This is a genomic window from Nonomuraea montanisoli (assembly GCF_013363975.1).
Taxonomy (GTDB): Bacteria; Actinomycetota; Actinomycetes; order Streptosporangiales; family Streptosporangiaceae; genus Nonomuraea; species Nonomuraea montanisoli.
Genome location: NZ_JABWGN010000006.1, coordinates 31,217 through 50,325, shown reverse-complemented (window position 1 = coordinate 50,325; position 19,109 = coordinate 31,217). Strand labels below are relative to the sequence as shown.

Genomic DNA, 19,109 nt, shown 5'->3' with positions numbered 1-19,109 from the left:
GCTATGAGTGACGCGATGCTCGCGATCGGCACCCGCAAGGGGCTCTTCCTCGCCCGTTCGGCGGACGGCGGCCCCTTCGAGGTGCAGCCGATCCGCTTCTCCACGGTCGGGGTCCCGTCGGTGGCGATCGACACGCGCGGCCCCTCCCCGCGGCTGCTGGCCGGCATCGAGTACGGCCACTTCGGCCCGTCGGTGATGTACTCCGACGACCTCGGCGAGACCTGGCAGGAGGCGTCCCGGCCGCCGATCGCGTTCCCCGACAAGACCGGCGCGACGCTGACCCGCGTGTGGCAGCTCCTGCCGTCGCCGTCCGAGCCCGGCGTGGTGTGGGCCGGCGCGGAGCCGGCCGCGCTGTTCCGCTCGGAGGACGGCGGCGTCACCTACGAGCTGGTGGAGGGCCTGTGGGAGCACCCGCACCGGCCGCGCTGGCAGCCGGGCGGCGGCGGGCTGTGCCTGCACACGATCGTCGCGCACCCGGACGACCCGCGGGTGATGGGCGTGGCCGTGTCGGCGGCCGGGTTCTACCGCACCTCCGACGGCGGCGTGTCGTGGGAGGCGGCCAACCAGGGCATCCGGGCGCCGTTCCTGCCGGAGGGGCAGCAGTATCCCGAGTTCGGCCAGTGCGTGCACAAGGTGGCGCTGCACCCGTCGCGGCCCGACCGGCTGTTCCTGCAGCACCACTTCGGCGTCTACCGCAGCGACGACTTCGGCGGCTCCTGGGAGGGGATCGGCGCGTCGCTGCCGTCCGACTTCGGCTTCCCCGTCGTGGTCGACCCGCGCCGGCCCGACACGGTGTACGTGCTGCCGCTCCAGGCCGACGTCGACCGGACCCCGGTGGAGCACCGCCTGCGGGTCTACCGCTCCGACGACGCCGGCGGCACGTGGCGGCCCTTCGACCACGGCCTTCCGGAGCCGCCGGTCCACGTCACGGTGCTGCGCGACGCGATGACCGCCTCGGAGGCGGGCGTGTTCCTCGGCACCCGCGACGGCGAGGTGTACGCCTCGGCCGACGGCGGCGAGAGCTGGAGCGTGGTGGCCCGGCACCTGCCGGACGTCCTGACGGTCCGCGCGGCGGTGTTGTAGGACATGGCTGCCCGGCGGGCCAGACCCGTGACCATGGTCGTGTTCGTGCTGCCCAGCTCGCTGCGGCGCTGGGTGAGCGGCAGGAGCGAGGTGAAGGTGTTCGCGGTCGCGGCGGACACCGACGCCTCGCCCACGCTGGGGTCGGCGCTCGACACGCTGCGCCGTACGCACCCGCTGCTGGAGGAGCGGCTGCGCGACGACTACGGGCGGATCCGCCGCCACATCAGCATGTTCGTCTCCGGGGAGAACGCGCTGGGCCTCGGCGGCCTCGACTGCGCGCTGCCGCCGGGGGCCGAGGTGTACGTGATGCCCAGCCTGGCCTGACCGGTCTGTGTGACCGGTCTGTGTGACCCGTCCGCCTGACCCCGGTCTGCCGGCCGGGCCGCGTCAGACCTTGCGCCAGCCGGGGATCCACGCGCCGTCCTCGACGACGTAGTCGCCGAACAGGGCCGGGGCCTCCTTCAGCATGAGCTCCCCGATGCGCTGGAACAGCAGGCGGATCTCCTCCTCCGCGCCGACCGCGGTGCGGGCCTCGATCGTGTGGCGAAGGGTGCGGACGTTGGCCGTCCAGACCAGGCCGGTGGCCAGGCCCTCGGGGGCGAAGCGGCGCATGAACGAGGTGCGGTGCTTCTTCTCGGAGAACGGCTTGCCCTCCTCGTCCAGCTCGAAGTGGTCGGCCATCCAGATCTGGAAGCGCTCCAGCTCCTCCAGCACGGCCGTGGCCCGCTCCATCAGCTCGGAGTCCTCGCGGGCCCAGTCGGGGAACCAGAACGGCAGCTCGTCGAGGCGGACGAAGCGCAGCGACTCCTGGGAGATGGCCACGCCGGGCCGGTGGCGGACCAGCTCGTGGGTGAGGACCCGGCTGACGTTGTGCAGCACGAAGCTGAAGCTGACGTGCTCCAGGACGGAGCCGTGGGCGCTGGCCAGGATGTTGCGCAGGTACTCGTCCTGGTTCTCGCGGATGCGGACCACGTTGGGGTTGAGACCGGGCTCGAACGAGCGGTAGCAGAGCCGGCCAGCGAACTCGGCGAGGTTCTGCGCGTCCAGCTCGCCCCGGTCGAGGCGCTCCAGCCACCGCTCGCCGCCGATCTCGCCCAGGTAGCGGGCCAGCTCGTCGTAGTCGAGCTGCGGACGGGCGACGATGAAGACCTCGGGTTCGACGGTGCGCATGGCGAGCCCCCGCTCGGATAGGCGATGTGACGGCCCAAGCACTGTTGGGCCATGTGACGGCCCAAGCAAACCAGGTCGGGGGCCCGGGCGCGAACTCCGGGGTGGCCTGCCGCCCGTTTCCGCCACGAGCGGCCCCGGGCCGGAGCCCGAGGTCAGAGGCGGTAGACGCGGCGGGCGTTGCCCGAGCCGATCATGTAGGCGACCCGGGCGGCGTCGGCGGCGCTCCACTCCCCCGCGTCGATCCGCTCCTTCAGCGCCCGGCCCAGGGCGCGGCGGAACGCCACGGCGCCGAGGTGGGCGGTCTCGGCCACGCCGGAGCAGCCGGAGCCGAAGAGCTGCTTGTGGAACGGCGCCAGCTCCAGCAGCTCGTCCACGACCCGCCACGCGCCGGCGCCGGTGCGGGTCAGCGCCCGTCCGACGTCCACGTGGACGTGCGGGTACGCCGCCGCCAGGTGGGCGGCCTGGCGGTGGAACGGGTAGCAGTGCAGCAGGATCACCGGCACCCCGGCGGGCTGGAGCGCCCGCAGGAAGCCGGTCAGCAGCGCGGGGTCGGTGCGGTGCGGCGCCGCGTGCCCGGCGTCGGGGCCGGCGCCCGCGTGGAGCTGGAGGGGCAGGCCGCGCTCGCGGGCCACGTCCACGGCGGTCCACAGCAGGTGGCGCAGCGCGACCGGGTCGGCCAGCGGCTCCTTGGGGTCGGCCAGCCGGCGGCCGGCGGCGGCGATGACCGAGCCGCGGCTGGGGCGGGCGGCGTCGAAGTCGAGGCCGTGCAGGTGACCGGCGACCGTGCTCAGGCCCACGGCGCCGGCGGCGCGGGCGGCCAGCTCCTCGGCCAGGCCCTCCAGGTAGTCGGCGGAGGAGCCGGCCATCTCGGCCACGTCGTGCTCGACCTGCTCGACGCGGACGATCTCGGCGGCGGCGGCGGAGCCCTGGCGGCCCATCTCGGCGGCCGGCAGAAGGTCGTCGTCCTCCGTGCCGGTGTCGACGAGGAACGCCGCCACCCCGGCGGCCCGCAGCAGCCTGCCGTTGGCCTCGGCCGCCCCGAGCTCGGCCCGCCGGGCCAGGTAGACGGCGGGCGGCGCGTGCGGGGGCAGGTCGAGCACGGGTGCGCACCAGCGGCGCACGGCCACGCCGACGGGGGTGTCGAAGTGGGTGGTGCCGGGTGGCGCGGGCACGCCGCCGCCGATCAGCAGCTCGTACTGGGCCCGGGACAGGTCGTCGCGGCGCACGGCGTCGCAGTGGTGGTCGACCAGCGGGGCGAGCAGCGCTTCGCACACCGTGTCGGACAGGCCGAGGGGGAGCATGCGGAGACTCTAGGGGGTGCGGCCGGGCCGCCGCCCCCGCTTTCCCCGCCTGACCTGGAGTCCCCGGCCCGGCGTGCCCCGCCCGCCCCAAGACCCCGCCGCCCCCAATGCCGCCAGCCCACGACCTCTCCGCCGAGGGACTCCCCCTGATCCAGCCCCCACCGCCCCAAGGTCCCCGACCCGACACAGACCCCGCGGCCGCAGGCGTCTCCGGCCTGACATCACCGCCCGCCCCGGCATCTCGCGGCGGCACTGCGCCGGGCGGGAGGCGCCGCACGGTGGTGCGGCAGCGCGATCGCGCAGGTCGAGGCGCACGAGCGGGGCCGCACCGGACGGCGCGGCACGAGCGTCAGGCGGGACTGCGTCAGGCGAGAGGGCGGGGCGGCGCGGTGTGGGGCGGAGGGCGCGGTGTGGGGTGGAGGCGCGGTGTGGGGCGGGGGCGATCGTGTAGGTCGAGGTGCACAATCGCGCAAGTCGAGGGGCGCGAGACGAGGCGTGCGAGCCAGGGGCGCAAGCCGAGGGGCGTGAGCCGGGGTGTGCGGGCCCGGTGTGGGCCGGGCCCGCGGGTGGGTCAGCGGCGGGTGAGGCGCAGGACGTTGGCGATGATCTTCGCCCCGGCGCCGCCCTCGACCGTGAGGATCGACTCGGGGTGGAACTGCACCCCGAACCGCCGGTTGCGGGTGTCCTCGATGGCCATGACGTTGCCGTCGGGCGTCACCGCCGTGGCCTCGAAGCCCACCACGCCGGGCCGCTTGGCGTGCAGCGAGTGGTAGCGGGCGGCGGTGAACTCCTCGGGCAGCCCCTCCAGCAGCGCGCTGCCGCCGAGCCGCGTGACCTGACCCCGCTTGCCGTGCTCGGGGTAGTCGAGCAGCTCCAGCGACCCGCCGGCCTGCTCCACCATCGCCTGCAGGCCCAGGCACACGCCGAAGACCGGCAGGTCGCGGGCGTAGATCTCGCCGATCAGCGCCGACATGCCGAAGTCGGACGGCCAGCCGGGGCCGGGCGAGAGCACCACCAGGTCGGGCGCCACCTCGTCGATCATCGCCGGCGGGAACCCGTGGCGCAGCGTCACCACGTCGGCCCCCTCCTGGCGGAAGTAGTCGGCCAGGGTGTTGACGAAGGAGTCCTCGTGGTCGACGAGCAGCACCTTCATGCCGAGCCCGGGCTGCTCGCGGACCGGCTCGGCGACCACGGCGTCCGGCTGGTTGACGGCGGCCAGGGCGCCGAGCAGGGCGCTGGCCTTGAGCTCGGTCTCGCGCTCCTCGGCCTCGGGGTCGGAGTCGAACAGCAGCGTCGCGCCGGCCCGGACGGTCGCGAGGCCGTCCTTGATCTGGGCGGTGCGCAGGGTCAGGCCGGTGTTCATGGACCCGTCGAAGCCGATGAAGCCGATGGCGCCGCCGTACCACCGGCGGGTGGTCGCCTCGTGGTCCTCGATGAACTGCATGGCCCACGTCTTGGGCGCGCCGGTGACGGTGACGGCCCACATGTGGGTGAGGAACGCGTCGAGGGCGTCGAACTCGGGACGCAGGCGGCCCTCGATGTGGTCGACGGTGTGGATGAGGCGGGAGTAGAGCTCGATCTGGCGGCGGCCGATGACGCGCACCGAGCCGGGCACGCAGATGCGGGACTTGTCGTTGCGGTCGACGTCGGTGCACATGGTCAGCTCCGACTCCTCCTTCACGCTGGACAGGAGGGTGCGGATGGCCTCGGCGTCCTCGACCGGGTTGCTGCCGCGGGCGATCGTGCCGGAGATGGGACAGGTCTCGACCCGGTCGCCGTTGACGCGGACGTACATCTCGGGCGAGGCGCCGACGAGGTGCTCGCCCTCGCCGAGGCTGACGATGAACTCGTACGGGGCCGGGTTGCTGTGGCGCAGGCCGCGGTAGAAGGCGGCCGGGTCGGTGCAGACGGCGTGGAAGACCTGGCCGGGCACGACCTCGAACAGGTCGCCGCGCTTGAACTTCTCCTTGGCGGCGGCGACGACCTTGGCGTACTCGCCCCTCGGCGGGTCGGCCGGGACCGCGGCGGGCGTGGCGATGGGCGTGGAGTCGCCGGTGCGCTCCAGGCCGTGGGTGCTCGCTCCGTCGACGGTGAACTCGTAGCGGTGCTCGACGCAGGTCTCGCGCTGGCGGTCGATGACGACGATCCGGTCGGGCAGGTGGAGGACGAGGTCGCGCTGGTCGGCGGGGCGGGTGAGCTCCTGCCGGATGGGCTCGAACTGGAAGGCCAGGTCGTAGCCGAAGGAGCCGTACAGGCCGAGGTGCGGGTCGTCGCCCTTGAACGCGGCGATGACCTCGCGGATCGCGCTGAAGACGGTGGGCCGGCGGCTGCGCAGCTCCTCCGGCAGGAGGTCCTCCGACTCGGGCACGTGGACCTCGACCCGGTCGGCGGTGGGCTCCTCGACCGGCTTGCCGGCGGCCAGCAGGCACGAGGTCACGGCGGGCAGCACGACCCGGCCGCGGGCGTTGAGAGCCCGGGCGGAGATGGTGCGGCCCTTGGCGACGAGCTCGACGCAGGGGTCGACGTAGCCGAAGGCCCACCTGCTGTAGCGGCCGGGGTAGTCCATCCCGGAGGAGAAGGCGCCGCCGCGCCGTTCGCCGAGGGCGGTCACGATCTCCTCGAGCGCCTCCTCGGACACCTCGCGCGTCTCGCGCTCGACGCCGATGCCGCCGGCCGTGACGTAACCGCTGGTATATCCGCTCGTCTCCACTGCTGCCCCTTGTCGAAGTCACTGTCGAAGTGAACTGCCACAACGCCGAATCCCGGGGGCGGACACGAGAAAGGCCGCCTTCCGGGGCGGCCGTCCGTCGATGGATGTGCGAAATCCGCGCCGCCTAGAAGCGGCGCCACCACTGAAGCTGGAGGCGATTTCGCATGGGTTCAGGGTAGCCGTCGCACCCAAGATCATGCAACGCGGCGCGCGGCGGGGGCTCCGGGCTTCGCGACACGCCGTCCGGGGCGTGACGGGCGGGCGCGCACCGGGAGGCCGGGATGAAATAGCGGGGGGCGTAGGGGTCCGCGCGGCGGGGGCGGGCGGCTAGTTTGACAATCATGGAACGCCCCCCGTTAGCCTGGCGGTCGACCGCCGTCGTCGCCGCGTGCCTGGTCGCGGTGCTGCTCCTGCTCGGTCAGCGGTACGGCTACCACCGCGACGAGCTGTACTTCAGAGTGCTGTCCGAGTACCCCGCCTGGGGTTACGTCGACCAGCCCCCGCTCACGCCGCTGATCGCCCGCCTGTCGATCGCGCTGTTCGGCGACACGCTGTTCGCGCTGAAGGTCTTCCCGGCCCTGGCGGCGGCGCTGCTGGTGGTGCTCGCCACCCTGATCACCAGGGAGTTCGGCGGCGCCCGCGTGGCCCAGACCGTGACCGCGCTCGGCGTGGCGACCGGCGCGTACACGCTGGTGGCCGGGCACTCGATGCTGACGCTGAGCTTCGACCTGCCGTTCTGGGCGGCGGCCGGGCTGTTCGCGGTCAAGGCGCTGCGCCGCGAGGACCCGCGCTGGTGGCTCGCGTTCGGCGCGGTGACGGGGCTGGCGACGTACAACAAACTGCTGATCGCGATGCTGGTGCTGGGGCTCGCGGCCGGGCTGCTGCTCGCGGGGCCGCGCCGGGTGCTGATCAGCCCGTGGCTGTGGGCGGGCGCGGCGCTCGCCCTGGTGCTGGCCGTCCCCAACCTGGTCTACCAGGCCACGCACGACTGGCCGCAGCTCACGATGGCGGCGGCGCTCAGTGACAACGAGGGCGACGAGCAGCGGCTGATGTTCGTGCCGATGCAGTTCGGGCTGTTCGGGCCGGTCGTGGCGGTGATCGCCGGGTTCGGCTGGTGGCGGCTGTGGAAGGACCGGCGGGTGCGGGCGATCGCGGTCGCGTTCCCGGTGGCGGCCGTGCTGACGGTGGCCAGCGGCGGCCGGTTCGACTACACCGGCGGGCTGCTGCTGCTGTTGTTCACGGCGGGCTGCGTGAGCGTGGAGGCGGCGGGCGCGGGCCGGGTGCGCCTGGCGGTGGCCGCGCTGGCGGTCAACGGGCTGTTGTGCGCGGTGATCGCGCTGCCGCTGCTGCCCGCCGACCGGCTGGCCGCCACGCCCGTCCCGGCGATCAACGAGGTGGCGCGCGAGTCGGTCGGCTGGCCGGAGTTCGCCGCCGCCGTACGCGGCATCCTCGCCTCGCTGCCGCCCGAGGAGCGGGATCGGGCGATCGTGCTGACCGGCAGCTACGGCGAGCAGGGCGCGCTGGCGCGGGCCGGGATCCCGCGCGTCTACAGCGGCCAGAACCAGCTCCACCAGTACGGCCCGCCGCCCGAGACCGGCACGGTCGCGGTGGCGGTGAACATCGGCCGGCGCGGCATGTACCGGCAGTACACCACGTGCGAGCAGCGCGCCGTGGTGGACAACCGGGTCGGCGTGGACAACGAGATGCAGGGAATGCCGGTGTTCCTGTGCCACGGGCTGAAGGGCTCCTGGCGCGCCGCCTGGCCGCGCTATCTGCACTACAGCTGACCCGTGACTGCACTGCTTCTGACCCTTCGCCGTGGGCCTTGATCTTCGCGGCGGGCGGCCTCATGATCCGGTCAACGGTTCCCCTTTTTCACCGGAAGGGCTTCACCATGCGCCGTACCACCGCCCTGTCCCTCCCCCTGGCCGTCGTGCTGGCCCTGGCCGGCGCGGCCGTCACCAGCGCGCCCGCCCAGGCCAGGCCCTGCGGGCTCGGCAACTACTGCGTCACCACCTACTACTCCGACTCCTCCTGGACCACCGTGGTCGGCCAGATGGTGGAGGAATGCGAAGGCGGCGGCGGCTCCTGGGGCGTCCGCACGATCTACAAGGACTTCACCGAGCGCCCCTGCTGACCCCGGCCCCCGACCCCGGACGCGGGGAGCGGCGCGGGCTTCCGCCTGCCGGGCGGCATCTGTTACTGGTAGGTAATGCGACGCGTGCGGCTCCAGCGTGATCTTCCCGTGCCCATGCCGGACGGCGTGACCCTGCTGGCCGACCACTACGCCCCCGCGGGCGGCGGCCGGGCCCCCGCCGTGCTCATCCGCTCGCCGTACGGCCGGCGGGGGCTGTTCGGCTGGATGTACGGGCGGGGCTTCGCCCGGCACGGCTTCCACGTGGTGATCCAGAGCTGCCGGGGCGGCTTCGGCTCCGGCGGCCTGCTCGACCCGATGGCCGACGAGCACGACGACGGGCTGGCGACGCTGGCGTGGATGCGAGCCCAGCCCTGGTACGACGGGTCGTTCGCGATGTTCGGCCCGTCCTACCTCGGCTACACCCAGTGGGCCATCGCGGCCGACGCGGGGCCCGAGCTCAAGGCCATGGCGGCCCAGATCACCGCCTCCCAGTTCCGCGACGCCGCGTACGTGGGCGGGGCGTTCGCGCTGGAGTCGGCGCTGAGCTGGACGGCGATGACCGACGCCATGGCGCGGCCGTTCGGCGGGGCCGCGGTGCTGACGGCCCCCAGGCTGACCCGGCGGGCCGTGCTGTCGGGACGGCCGGTGGCGGAGCTGGACCTGGTCACGGCCGGGCGGCCGCTGCCGTTCTTCCAGGACCTGCTGGCGCACCACGCCGACCCCGCGGTGCCGTATTGGGACAAGCGCGACTTCTCCCCTAGGGTCGGTCAGGTAGAGGCGGCGGTCACGCTGCTCAGTGGCTGGTACGACGTGTTCCTGCCGTGGCAGCTCAAGGACTACCTGGCGATGCGCCGGGCGGGGCGGCGGCCGTACCTGACGATCGGGCCGTGGTACCACGTGGACGCCCGGCACGGGCGCCCGTCGATGGCCGAGGGGCTGGCCTGGTTCCGGGCGCACCTGCTGGGTGACGGCTCCGGGCTGCGGGCCGACCCCGTGCGGCTGCACGTGACGGGGGCCGACGAGTGGCGCGACTACCCCGACTGGCCGGTGCCCGGCATGACGCCGCAGCGCTGGCACCTGCGGCGCGGCTTCGGGCTGGATCCCGAACCGCCGCGCGAGGGCGGGGCGGACCGCTTCCGCTACGACCCCGCGCACCCCACGCCGGTCCTCGGCAGCCCGGTGCTGCTGTCCGACTCCCGGCCGCGCGACCAGCGGCGGCTGGAGGCGCGGCGCGACGTGCTGGTCTACAGCTCGCCGGCGCTGGCCGCGGACGTGGAGATGATCGGGCCCGTCACGGCTGAGCTGTTCGTGCGCTCCAGCACCCCGTACGTGGACGTGGTGGTGCGGGTGTGCGACGTGCACCCCGACGGCAGGTCGCTCAACCTGTGCGAAGGCGTGCGCCGCCTGCGCCCCGGCTCCCCCGGGCGGGACGAGCCGGGCGACGGGGACGTGCGGCGGGTCGCGGTGGAGCTGTGGCCGATCGGGCACCGCTTCCGCGCCGGGCACCGGATCCGCGTGCACGTGGCCGCGGGCGCGTACCCGACGATCGCCCGCAACTCCGGCACCGAACGGCCCATCGGGGACGGCGGGCCGATGGCGCCCGCCGACGTCGAGGTGTTCCACACCCCGGACCTGCCCTCGGCCGTGGTGCTGCCCCGGGTGACGGCGACGTGAGCGCCTCGCGGCTGATGGCGCTCGTCCTGCTCCTCCAGGCGCGCGGCCGGATGACGGCGGCGGAGCTGGCGGGCGAGCTGGAGGTGTCGGAGCGGACCGTGCACCGCGACGTGCTGGCGCTGTCCGGCTCGGGCGTGCCGGTGTACGCCGACCGGGGGCGCGGCGGCGGCTACCGGCTGCTCGACGGCTACCGGACCCGCCTGACCGGGCTGGACCGGGCCGAGGCGGAGGCATTGTTCCTGTCGGGCGTCCCGGCGGCGATGCGGGAGATGGGCCTGCAGGGGGTGGCGTCGACGGCCCGGCTGAAGGCCGCCGCCGCGCTGTCGCCGGGCCTGCGCGACGCGCCCGCCACGGCGGCGCAGCGCTTCCACCTGGACGCGCCGGGCTGGTTCGCCTCGGACGACCCGCCGCCGGCCGCCCTGGCGCCGCTGGCGCGGGCCGTGTGGGGCGATCGGCCGGTCACGGCCGCCTACCGCGAGCGCGGCCGCACCCTGGAGCCGTACGGGCTGGTGCTGAAGGCGGGCGTGTGGTACCTCGTGGCCCGGATCCGGGAGCGATTCCTCATCTTCCGGGTGGACCGCTTCGGCGAGGTCGAGCCGCACGAGGGCGTCTTCGCCCGCGACCCCGGCTTCGACCTGGCCGCGTTCTGGGCCGAGCAGGCGGCGTCTTTCGCCCGCTCGCTGCTGCGCGAGAACGTCACGCTGCGGCTGACGGAGGCCGGGGTGCGGATGCTGCGGCACGTCGCCGACCCGGCGGCGCTGGACGACGCGCTCGCCTCGCTCCGGCCCGACGGCACCGTGCGGCTCGGCGTCGAGTCGGTCGCCGTGGCCTACAGCCAGGTGCTGCGCTTCGGGCCGGAGGCGGAGGTGCTGGACCCGCCGGAGCTGCGCGCCCTGGTCGCGGGGGCCGCGGCCCGCATGGCGCGGCTGTACGGCGGGTCCACGGAGGATGTCCCGCCGGAGTGAGCGACCGTTCGGCGCGGCGGTACGACCATTCGGCGATCCGTGACCTGACCGGTACCCCCGTCTGCCTAAGGTGCGGGGTCGAGAGCTGCCTCTCCTCACTCCCAAGGAGACCGCCTTGCCCGATGACAAGAGTGACCGCAGCCCCTGGTACTGGCTGCTGCTCGTGCCCGTCGTCATCCCCCTCATGACGTTCCTGTACAACGCCGACGAACCCCATCTGTTCGGCTTCCCGCTCTTCTACTGGCTGCAGATCGCCTTCATCGCCCTCGGCGTCGCGACGACCACGCTGGTCTACCGGATGACCAGGAGGCGGCCGTGAGCCCGCACCTGACCGAGATCGTCATCTTCACCGTGCTGTTCGTGGTGGTCAGCGGGATGGGCTTCGTCGCCGCACGGTGGCGTCGGCCCACGGACCTGGCCAGCCTGCACGAGTGGGGGCTGGGCGGGCGCAACTTCGGCTCGTGGATCACCTGGTTCCTCATCGGCGGCGACCTGTACACCGCCTACACGTTCGTGGCGGTGCCCGCGCTGCTGTTCGGCGCGGGGGCGGCCGGGTTCTTCGCCGTGCCGTACACGGTGATCACCTACCCGATCGTGTTCCTCATCATGATCCGGCTGTGGTCGGTGTCGCACGTGCACCGGCTGGTCACCCCTGCCGACTTCGTCCGGGTTCGCTTCGGCTCGCCCACGCTGGCCCTGCTGGTGGCGATCACCGGCATCGTGGCGACCATGCCGTACATCGCGCTCCAGCTCATCGGCATCGAGGCCGTGCTGAAGACGATGGGCGTGGCGGGCAGCGGGTTCCTCAGCGACCTGCCGCTGATCGTGGCGTTCGTGATCCTGGCGGCCTACACCTACCAGTCGGGGCTGCGCGCGCCGGCGCTCATCGCGTTCGTCAAGGACGTCCTCATCTACCTCGTCATCCTGGTGGCGATCATCTACATCCCGGCCCGGCTGGGCGGCTGGGGCGCCATCTTCGACGGGGCCAAGGCCAAGTTCGAGGCCACGCCGGCGCCGAACGACGGCTACCTGCTCAACGCCAACAACCAGCTCCAGTACGTGACGCTCGCGCTGGGCTCGGCGCTGGCGCTGTTCCTCTACCCGCACAGCGTCACCGGGGTGCTGGCCTCGAAGAACCGGGACGTGATCAAGCGGAACATGTCGGCGCTGCCCGCCTACAGCCTGCTGCTGGCGCTGATCGCGCTGCTCGGCTACATGGCGATCAGCGCGGGCGTCAAGCCGATCGGCAAGGACGTCAACACGGTGGTGCCGCAGCTGTTCGACCAGATGTTCCCCGACTGGTTCACGGGGATCGCGTTCGCGGCGGTCGGCATCGGCGCGCTGGTGCCCGCGGCCATCATGTCGATCGCGGCGGCCAACCTGTTCACCCGCAACATCTACCGCGAGTACGTCAACCGCACGCCGACCGACGCCCAGGAGGCGTCCGTCAGCAAGGTCACCTCGCTCGTGGTGAAGGTCGGCGCGGTGCTGTTCATCCTGCTCATCGACCCGCAGTTCTCGATCGACCTGCAGCTCATCGGCGGTGTGATGATCCTGCAGACGCTGCCGTCGGTGGCGCTCGGCCTGTTCACGCGGTGGTTCCACCGGGCCGGGCTGATCGCCGGCTGGGTCGCCGGGATGGGCGGCGGGCTGCTGATGCTCTACAGCATCGCCAACCCGGCCACCAACCACGCGCACTTCGGCGGCTCGGCGTTCCCGCTGGCGAACCTGGGTCTCGACACGAAGATCACCGTCTACGCGGGATTCCTCGCGCTGCTCCTCAACCTGGTCGTGGCGGTGCTCGGCACGCTCGTCGCGCGCGCGGCCAAGGCTCCGGACGGGCCCGACGGGACCCGGCCCGGCGACTACACGGCCGACGAGGGCGACCAGCGGATCAAGGAGATCGACCTCGCCGGGTCCACCTGATGTCTCACATTCCGGGACGCCCGGCCATTATTTAGGCCAAACCGTAATCCTTGTGACATTGGGCTTAATACCCCCGTTAGCTAATCTCCTGCCGTTGACCATTCAGTCAGGAGCCGGTCAGAAGGCCGGCTCCTGCATCCGTTCACGCGGATACGGATTGACGGAGGGGTCGAGTGACAACCCGGGAACCCGGGCAGACACGCAGCGACCGCAGCCCGTGGAACTGGCTGCTCGTCCTGCCCATCGTGCTGCCCCTGCTGACGTTCCTGTTCAACGCCGACGAGCCCCGGCTGCTCGGCTTCCCGCTGTTCTACTGGCTGCAGATCGCCTTCATCGCCGTCGGCGTCGCCTGCACCACGATCGTCTACAGGATGACGCGATGAACGGGCACACGACCGAGCTGGTCATCTTCACGCTGCTCTTCCTCGTCGTCAGCGGCATGGGCTTCGTGGCCGCCCGCTGGCGGCGGCCCAAGGACATCGAGAGCCTGCACGAGTGGGGCCTCGGCGGCCGCAACTTCGGCTCGTGGATCACCTGGTTCCTCGTCGGCGGCGACCTCTACACGGCCTACACGTTCGTGGCCGTGCCGGCGCTGGTGTTCGGGGCGGGCGCGCTCGGCTTCTACGCGCTGCCCTACACGGTGGTCGTCTACCCGCTGGTGTTCCTGGTGCTGGCCCGCATGTGGTCGGTGTCGCACGTCCACGGGTTCGTCACGCCGGCCGACTTCGTCCGGGCCCGCTTCGGCTCGCCGACGCTCGCGCTGGTCATCGCCCTGACCGGGCTGGTGGCGACCATGCCGTACATCGCGCTCCAGCTCGTCGGCATCGAGGCCGTGCTCAAGGCCATGGGCATCACCGGCCACCTGCCGATCATCATCGCGTTCGCCATCCTGGCCGCGTACACCTACCAGTCGGGCCTGCGCGCGCCCGCGCTGATCGCGTTCGTCAAGGACACGCTCATCTACATCGTGATCCTCGCCGCGGTCATCTACATCCCGGCCAAGCTGGGCGGCTGGGGCTCGATCTTCGACGCGGCCAAGGCCAAGTTCGACGCCACCCCGGCCCCGGCCGACGGGATCACGCTCACCGCCGCCAACCAGCTCCAGTACGTCACGCTCGCGCTCGGCTCGGCGCTGGCCCTGTTCCTGTACCCGCACAGCCTCACCGGCGTGCTGGCCTCGAAGAACCGCGGCGTGATCAAGCGGAACATGGCGGCCCTGCCCGCCTACAGCTTCCTGCTCGGCCTCATCGCCCTGCTCGGCTTCATGGCCATCGCCGCGGGCACCAAGCCCGTCGGCACCGACACCAACACGATCATCCCCCGGCTGTTCGACCAGATGTTCCCCGACTGGTTCACCGGCGTCGCGTACGCCGCCGTGGGCATCGGCGCGCTGGTGCCGGCGGCGATCATGTCGATCGCGGCGGCCAACCTGTTCACCCGCAACATCTACCGCGAGTACCTCAACAAGCAGGCCACCGACGCCCAGGAGGCCAAGGTGTCCAAGCTGGTGTCGCTGGTCGTCAAGGTCGGCGCGGTGCTGTGCATCCTGCTGCTCGACCCGCAGTTCTCCATCGACCTGCAGCTCATCGGCGGCGTGATCATCCTGCAGACGCTGCCCGCCGTGGCGCTCGGCCTCTACACCCGCTGGTTCCACCGCGGCGGCCTCATCGCCGGCTGGGCGGCGGGCCTGGCGGCCGGCATGTGGATGCTGTACCTCATCCCGAACCCGGCCAAGGGCAAGGCCCACTTCGGCGGCTCGGCGTTCGCGCTGAAGAACCTGGGCCTCGACACCCCCATGACCGTGTACGCGGGCTTCCTCGCCCTCGCGGTCAACCTGGTGGTCGCCGTGCTGGCCACCCTCGCCTTCCGGGCGGCCAAGGTGGCCGAGGGCGAGGACGCCACGTCGCGCGAGGACTACTTCGCCGACGAGGGCGACCCCAAGGTCAAGGACCTCGACCTGTCGGCCGCGCACTGATCCGTTCCGTACGGCCCCCGAGAGGCCCGTCTCCCCTGCGGAGGCGGGCCTCTCGCCGTCCGAAAACCCGTTGCGCACGGCCGCGCACGGACCGCAGGCTGGAGCGGTGGCCATCCTGGAGGCGACGCGCCTGGCGAAGCGGTTCGGGCCTGTGACGGCCGTCCACGACGTGAGCATCACCGTGGCCGAGGGCGAGGTGGCCGCGCTGCTCGGCCCCAACGGCGCGGGCAAGTCCACCACCCTGCACATGCTGCTCGGGCTCATCACGCCCGACGCGGGCACGATCACCCTGTTCGGCATGGAGCTGGCCCGGCACCGCGTCGAGGCGCTGAGCCGGGTCAACTTCGCCGCCAGCTACGTCGACCTGCCCGGGCCGCTGCTGGTGCAGGAGGTCATCGACGTCTTCGCCCGCTTCTACGCCGTGCGCCGGCCCAAGGAGCGGGTGGCCGAGATGATCGAGCTGCTGGAGCTGGGCCCGCTGCGCCGGCGGCGGCTGATGGACCTGTCGTCCGGGCAGCGCACCCGCGTCCAGCTCGCCAAGGCGCTGGTCAACGCGCCCCGGCTGCTCGTGCTCGACGAGCCGACGGCCAACCTCGACCCCGACGCGGGCGACCGGATCCGCGGCCTGCTGTCGCGGGTGGCCCGCGACAGCGGCGCCGCGATGCTCATCACCTCCCACAACATGCGCGAGGTCGAGCGCATGTGCGACCGGATCCACTTCTTGGCCGAGGGCCGCGTCGTGGCCGCCGGCAGCGCCGCCGAGCTGGCCGGCCACTACGGGGCCGAGGACCTGGAAGGGGTGTTCCTGAAGGTGGCACGCGGATGACGGCACTCCCCCTCCACCCCGACCCGGCCCCGGCCCTGACCCTGCCGCCGCTGGGCTTCGCCGCCCGGCGCAGCCGCGTCCTCGGCGTGGTGCGGCGCGACTTCGCCGCGCTGCGCCGCAGCCCGATCCGTATCTTCGAGATCCTCTTCTGGCCGACGGTCGAGCTGCTGCTGTGGGGGTTCGTCACGCTGTTCCTCCGGACGCAGCGGGTGCCGTTCGTGGTGGCGTTCCTGCTCGGCGCGGTGCTGCTCTGGCAGGTGCTGCAGAAGGCGAGCAACGAGATCTCCATCGCCTTCCTCGAGGACATCTGGTCGCGCAACCTGCTCAATGTGCAGGTCAGCCCGCTGTCGAGCACCGAGTACCTCGTCGGGCTGGTGCTGTTCTCGCTGGGCAAGGTGGTCTTCGCGGTCGCGATGATGGCCGGGCTGGCCTACGCGCTGTACGGGTTCGGGGTGACGAGCCTCGGGGTGGGGCTGGTGCCGTTCATGGGGGTGCTGCTCCTGCTCGGCTGGTCGCTCGGGCTCGTCGGCATCGCCGCCGTGCTGCGCTTCGGCGAGAACGCGCAGGTCATCGCCTGGTCGCTGGTGTTCGTGGTGCAGCCGCTGGCCGGCATCTTCTATCCGGTGTCGGTGCTGCCCGCGCCGCTCCGGGCGGTGTCGTGGTTCCTGCCCGCCTCGCACGTCTTCGAGGGGATGCGCACGGTGATGGCGGGCGGCGCGGTGCCCTGGGACCGGCTGGCGTGGGCGGGCGCGCTCGACGTCGTCTACCTGGCGCTCACGCTCGCGTTGTACGCGTGGGCGCTCGGCTACGCCCGGCGGCACGGGAAGCTGTCGCGCTTCGGCGACTGATCACCCGGCCGCCTGCCGGTCCTTCCGTACGGGGGCCGGCGTCTTGTCCTCCCGTACGGGCACGGTCTGCTTGAGCTTGGCGCGCCGCAGGGGGACGGAGGAGGCCACCAGAAGGAGACCGAGCAGCGCGTACAGGCCCGTCGCCCCCGCCAGGGCGCCCGGTGGCTCGCCCGCGGGCGGCAGGAGCCGGGGCAGCCGCCCGGCCAGCTCCACCGCGAGGTCCAGCCGCAGCGCGAACAGCGCCCCCACGGCGGCCAGCGGCGCCCCGCAGGCCAGCGCCGCCGGGCGTGACAGCCCGCGCAGCAGCGCGGCGACCGCCGCCACGGCGGCCAGCAGCCCGAACCCGGCGGGCCCCGGGGCGAACGACGTGTAGGCGTCGCGCAGGGCGCGCGCGCCCGCCTCGGTCAGGTAGTACACGACCGGCAGGGCGGCCAGCCCCGCCACGGTCCCGATCACTCGACGCAGCGGCACGACACCATGGTCGCGCGCCGGGGCCGCGACGCGAAGCCGTTCGGCGGTTCGCGATGATTGGTGACCCGCGGCGGCAAGTGTCCCGGTGGCTAGGGTCGACAGCATGACGATCGCACCGAACAGCGGCACCGGGTCCGGCCCCATCACCCCCGACGGCTCCCCCGTGGAGTTCTACGCGATGCAGACGTCACGCGGCGAGCCCGAGATCGTCGCCGCGGTGACCCCCGAGGGCGGCTCGATCCTGGAACTGGGCTGCGGCACGGGCCGGATGACCCACCCGCTGGTCGAGCGGGGCCACGAGGTCGTGGCCGTGGACGAGTCGGCGGAGATGCTCGCGCACGTGCGGGGGGCGCGCACCGTGCGGGCCCGCATCGGCGAGCTGCGGCTGGAGCGGCGCTTCGACACGGTCCTGCTGGCCTCGCACCTCGTGCAGACCTCGGCTGTGGAGGCCCGCCACGAGCTGCTGGAGGCGTGCGCCCGGCACGTGGCACCGGACGGACGGGTGATCGTCCAGTGGATGCCGCCGGAGCCGCACGACGCCTGGCGGGTGGGCCAGGGCAGGACCGAGGACGGCATCACGGTCAAGCTCGCCTCCCTGGAGGAACGGGAGCCGGGACGCTACGCGGCGACCATGCGCTACACGGTGGGCGAGCGGGAGTGGACGCAGTCGTTCACGTCGTGGCGGCTGTCGGACGAGGACCTGGCGCGCGCTCTGGAGGCCGCCGGGCTGCGCCTGGAGCGGTTCCTGACGGAGGACCGGATGTGGGTGGCGGCCCGACCGGCCGCCTTTACAGCGTAGATTTCCCGAGATTTCGCGAAATTACTGGGAAATACTGGAACTACTGTTACGCTCGCGCCATGGGTGACCGGCTGGACGATCTCGAACGGCGGATCGACGAGCTGCGGGCCGGGGTGCGCCGCGCCATGCGAGCCCGCGACACGGCCACCGCCCGCGGGCTCCGGGCCGACCTCCGCGCCGCCGAACGCGCCTGGGACGCCCTGGTCACCGGCGGCCTCGACCCGGCCCTCCCCAACGACGCCCGCGCTGTTCCCCCGCCCGGCGACGTCCGCGCCGTTTTCCCGCACGACAACGCCCGCGCCGTATCCCCGCCCGAGGGCCCGGGTCGCCTCGCCATCCCGGGTGAAGCACTCGGCGGGGTGCCTGTGGGCGGCGCACCCAGCAGCACGGCCGCGGCCGGTGGCGCGGCGGGGAGACAGCCTGGCGCCGGAGGAAGGCGTGGCGGCGGCGGGTTGCGGCTCGTCACCGTGCGGGAGCAGGCGCACCAGGCGCTCACGCTGCTCGGCGTGCCGGCCCAGCCGCGGCTGATCGCCGCCGTGCGGGAGGCGTTCCTCGGCGGCGGGCTGCGCGGCGCCCAGCTCACCAGCCTGCGGCGCGACGAGGAGCGCTCGTTCGCCTCCTCCCCGTACGGCCGGCCGTACTACCTCTGCGCGGCCCTGACCGACCGCCTCTCCCCCGCCCGCGGCCTGCTCGCGGTGAGCACGTGGCCGCAGGAGCTGCGGATGGTCGGCCCGCTCAGCCCGCGCGTCCACTTCCTGACCTGCGCCGTGGCCGTCGCCGAACGGATGGCCGGCGGCCATGGCGTGGACGCCGAGCCGGACTCCGGGGCCGCGCGGCTGCTCGCGCGGATGGCGCGCAACATCCCGGGCGGCGCCGTCCTCGACATCGGGCCGCCCGACCCGGCCCGGGTGATCGAGGCGGCGCGGGCCGAGCTGGCCGTGCACGCCGAGCGCGACACGCGCGACCGCGCCGACCTGGCCAGACGCGCCGCCGCCCAGCTCGGTGACCGGGGGCGGCTGTTCGGCGCCGCTACGCTGAGCACGATCGGTGACCGGGCCGCCACCGGCCCGCCCGCCACCTGAACACCTGAACCACGGCCACCCGACCCTGGCCACCCCCGACGACCGAGCACGAGCCACACGATCACATCAGCCCTATGAGTCACATGAGCCACAGCGACACGAGACACGGCCGTGCGGAGCGCGGCCCCACGAGCGACACCGC

18 protein-coding genes are annotated in these 19,109 nt (G+C 73.0%); 14 read left to right on the top strand and 4 right to left on the bottom strand.

The genetic code is table 11. From position 1 onward, the window contains the following. Positions 1-3: 3 nt before the first annotated feature. Complete coding sequence (locus HTZ77_RS15740) at positions 4-1,083, top strand: WD40/YVTN/BNR-like repeat-containing protein (RefSeq protein WP_175590345.1); 1,080 nt, start codon at positions 4-6, stop codon at positions 1,081-1,083. Positions 1,084-1,086: 3 nt separating this feature from the next. Next, positions 1,087-1,407, top strand: coding sequence for a ubiquitin family protein (locus HTZ77_RS15735; RefSeq protein ID WP_175590344.1), 321 nt, complete (start codon positions 1,087-1,089; stop codon positions 1,405-1,407). 63 nt (positions 1,408-1,470) lie between these two features. Here HTZ77_RS15735 and thyX read toward each other — a convergent pair whose 3' ends face one another. From thyX to HTZ77_RS15720, 3 genes are all read right to left on the bottom strand, one after another. Further along, positions 1,471-2,253, bottom strand: coding sequence for an FAD-dependent thymidylate synthase (gene thyX, locus HTZ77_RS15730; RefSeq protein ID WP_175590343.1), 783 nt, complete (start codon positions 2,251-2,253; stop codon positions 1,471-1,473). A 152-nt stretch (positions 2,254-2,405) separates the two neighbouring features. After that, positions 2,406-3,554, bottom strand: coding sequence for an amidohydrolase family protein (locus HTZ77_RS15725; protein WP_175590342.1), 1,149 nt, complete (start codon positions 3,552-3,554; stop codon positions 2,406-2,408). A gap of 571 nt (positions 3,555-4,125) precedes the next feature. After that, entirely contained in the window at positions 4,126-6,264 is a 2,139-nt protein-coding gene (locus HTZ77_RS15720) for an anthranilate synthase component I (protein ID WP_175590341.1), read from the bottom strand. A gap of 341 nt (positions 6,265-6,605) precedes the next feature. On the opposite strand from HTZ77_RS15720, the gene HTZ77_RS15715 reads away from it, so the two are divergent. The 10 genes from HTZ77_RS15715 (at position 6,606) to HTZ77_RS15670 (ending at position 16,615) form a co-directional block, all read left to right on the top strand. Next, entirely contained in the window at positions 6,606-8,051 is a 1,446-nt protein-coding gene (locus HTZ77_RS15715; RefSeq protein ID WP_175590340.1) for a glycosyltransferase family 39 protein, read from the top strand. Positions 8,052-8,158: 107 nt separating this feature from the next. After that, entirely contained in the window at positions 8,159-8,401 is a 243-nt protein-coding gene (locus HTZ77_RS15710; protein WP_205302722.1) for a DUF6289 family protein, read from the top strand. Between the two features lie 75 nt (positions 8,402-8,476). Beyond that, the gene (locus HTZ77_RS15705; RefSeq protein ID WP_205302721.1) at positions 8,477-10,075 is read left to right on the top strand and encodes a CocE/NonD family hydrolase; all 1,599 of its coding nucleotides are present in this window, start codon (positions 8,477-8,479) and stop codon (positions 10,073-10,075) included. Beyond that, positions 10,072-11,040: a helix-turn-helix transcriptional regulator gene (locus HTZ77_RS15700; protein ID WP_175590339.1), complete on the top strand. Its 969-nt coding sequence runs from the start codon at positions 10,072-10,074 to the stop codon at positions 11,038-11,040. The genes HTZ77_RS15705 and HTZ77_RS15700 overlap by 4 nt, the downstream gene beginning before the upstream one ends. Before the next feature lie 115 nt (positions 11,041-11,155). Continuing rightward, positions 11,156-11,359 (top strand): DUF3311 domain-containing protein, encoded by a 204-nt coding sequence (locus HTZ77_RS15695; RefSeq protein ID WP_175590338.1) that lies wholly within the window; start codon positions 11,156-11,158, stop codon positions 11,357-11,359. After that, a complete protein-coding gene (gene mctP, locus HTZ77_RS15690; protein ID WP_175590337.1) occupies positions 11,356-12,966 on the top strand; it encodes a monocarboxylate uptake permease MctP in 1,611 nt (536 codons plus the stop codon). Before HTZ77_RS15695 ends, mctP (HTZ77_RS15690) begins: the two co-directional genes overlap by 4 nt. A gap of 173 nt (positions 12,967-13,139) precedes the next feature. Further along, the gene (locus HTZ77_RS15685; protein ID WP_175590336.1) at positions 13,140-13,349 is read left to right on the top strand and encodes a DUF3311 domain-containing protein; all 210 of its coding nucleotides are present in this window, start codon (positions 13,140-13,142) and stop codon (positions 13,347-13,349) included. Further along, positions 13,346-14,941, top strand: coding sequence for a monocarboxylate uptake permease MctP (mctP, locus tag HTZ77_RS15680; protein WP_175590335.1), 1,596 nt, complete (start codon positions 13,346-13,348; stop codon positions 14,939-14,941). The genes HTZ77_RS15685 and mctP (HTZ77_RS15680) overlap by 4 nt, the downstream gene beginning before the upstream one ends. A gap of 106 nt (positions 14,942-15,047) precedes the next feature. Continuing rightward, positions 15,048-15,767, top strand: coding sequence for an ABC transporter ATP-binding protein (locus HTZ77_RS15675; RefSeq protein ID WP_175590334.1), 720 nt, complete (start codon positions 15,048-15,050; stop codon positions 15,765-15,767). Next, a complete protein-coding gene (locus HTZ77_RS15670; protein ID WP_175590333.1) occupies positions 15,764-16,615 on the top strand; it encodes an ABC transporter permease in 852 nt (283 codons plus the stop codon). Before HTZ77_RS15675 ends, HTZ77_RS15670 begins: the two co-directional genes overlap by 4 nt. Here the strand turns inward: HTZ77_RS15670 and HTZ77_RS15665 are convergent, their stop codons facing one another. Beyond that, on the bottom strand, positions 16,616-17,086 hold the full coding sequence (locus tag HTZ77_RS15665) for a hypothetical protein (protein WP_175590332.1): 471 nt from the start codon (positions 17,084-17,086) through the stop codon (positions 16,616-16,618). A gap of 103 nt (positions 17,087-17,189) precedes the next feature. Here HTZ77_RS15665 and HTZ77_RS15660 point away from each other — a divergent pair, with 103 nt between their 5' ends. Further along, on the top strand, positions 17,190-17,885 hold the full coding sequence (locus HTZ77_RS15660; protein WP_175590331.1) for a class I SAM-dependent methyltransferase: 696 nt from the start codon (positions 17,190-17,192) through the stop codon (positions 17,883-17,885). Positions 17,886-17,944: 59 nt separating this feature from the next. Next, positions 17,945-18,967, top strand: coding sequence for a hypothetical protein (locus tag HTZ77_RS15655; RefSeq protein WP_175590330.1), 1,023 nt, complete (start codon positions 17,945-17,947; stop codon positions 18,965-18,967). The last annotated feature ends 142 nt before the right edge of the window (positions 18,968-19,109 follow it).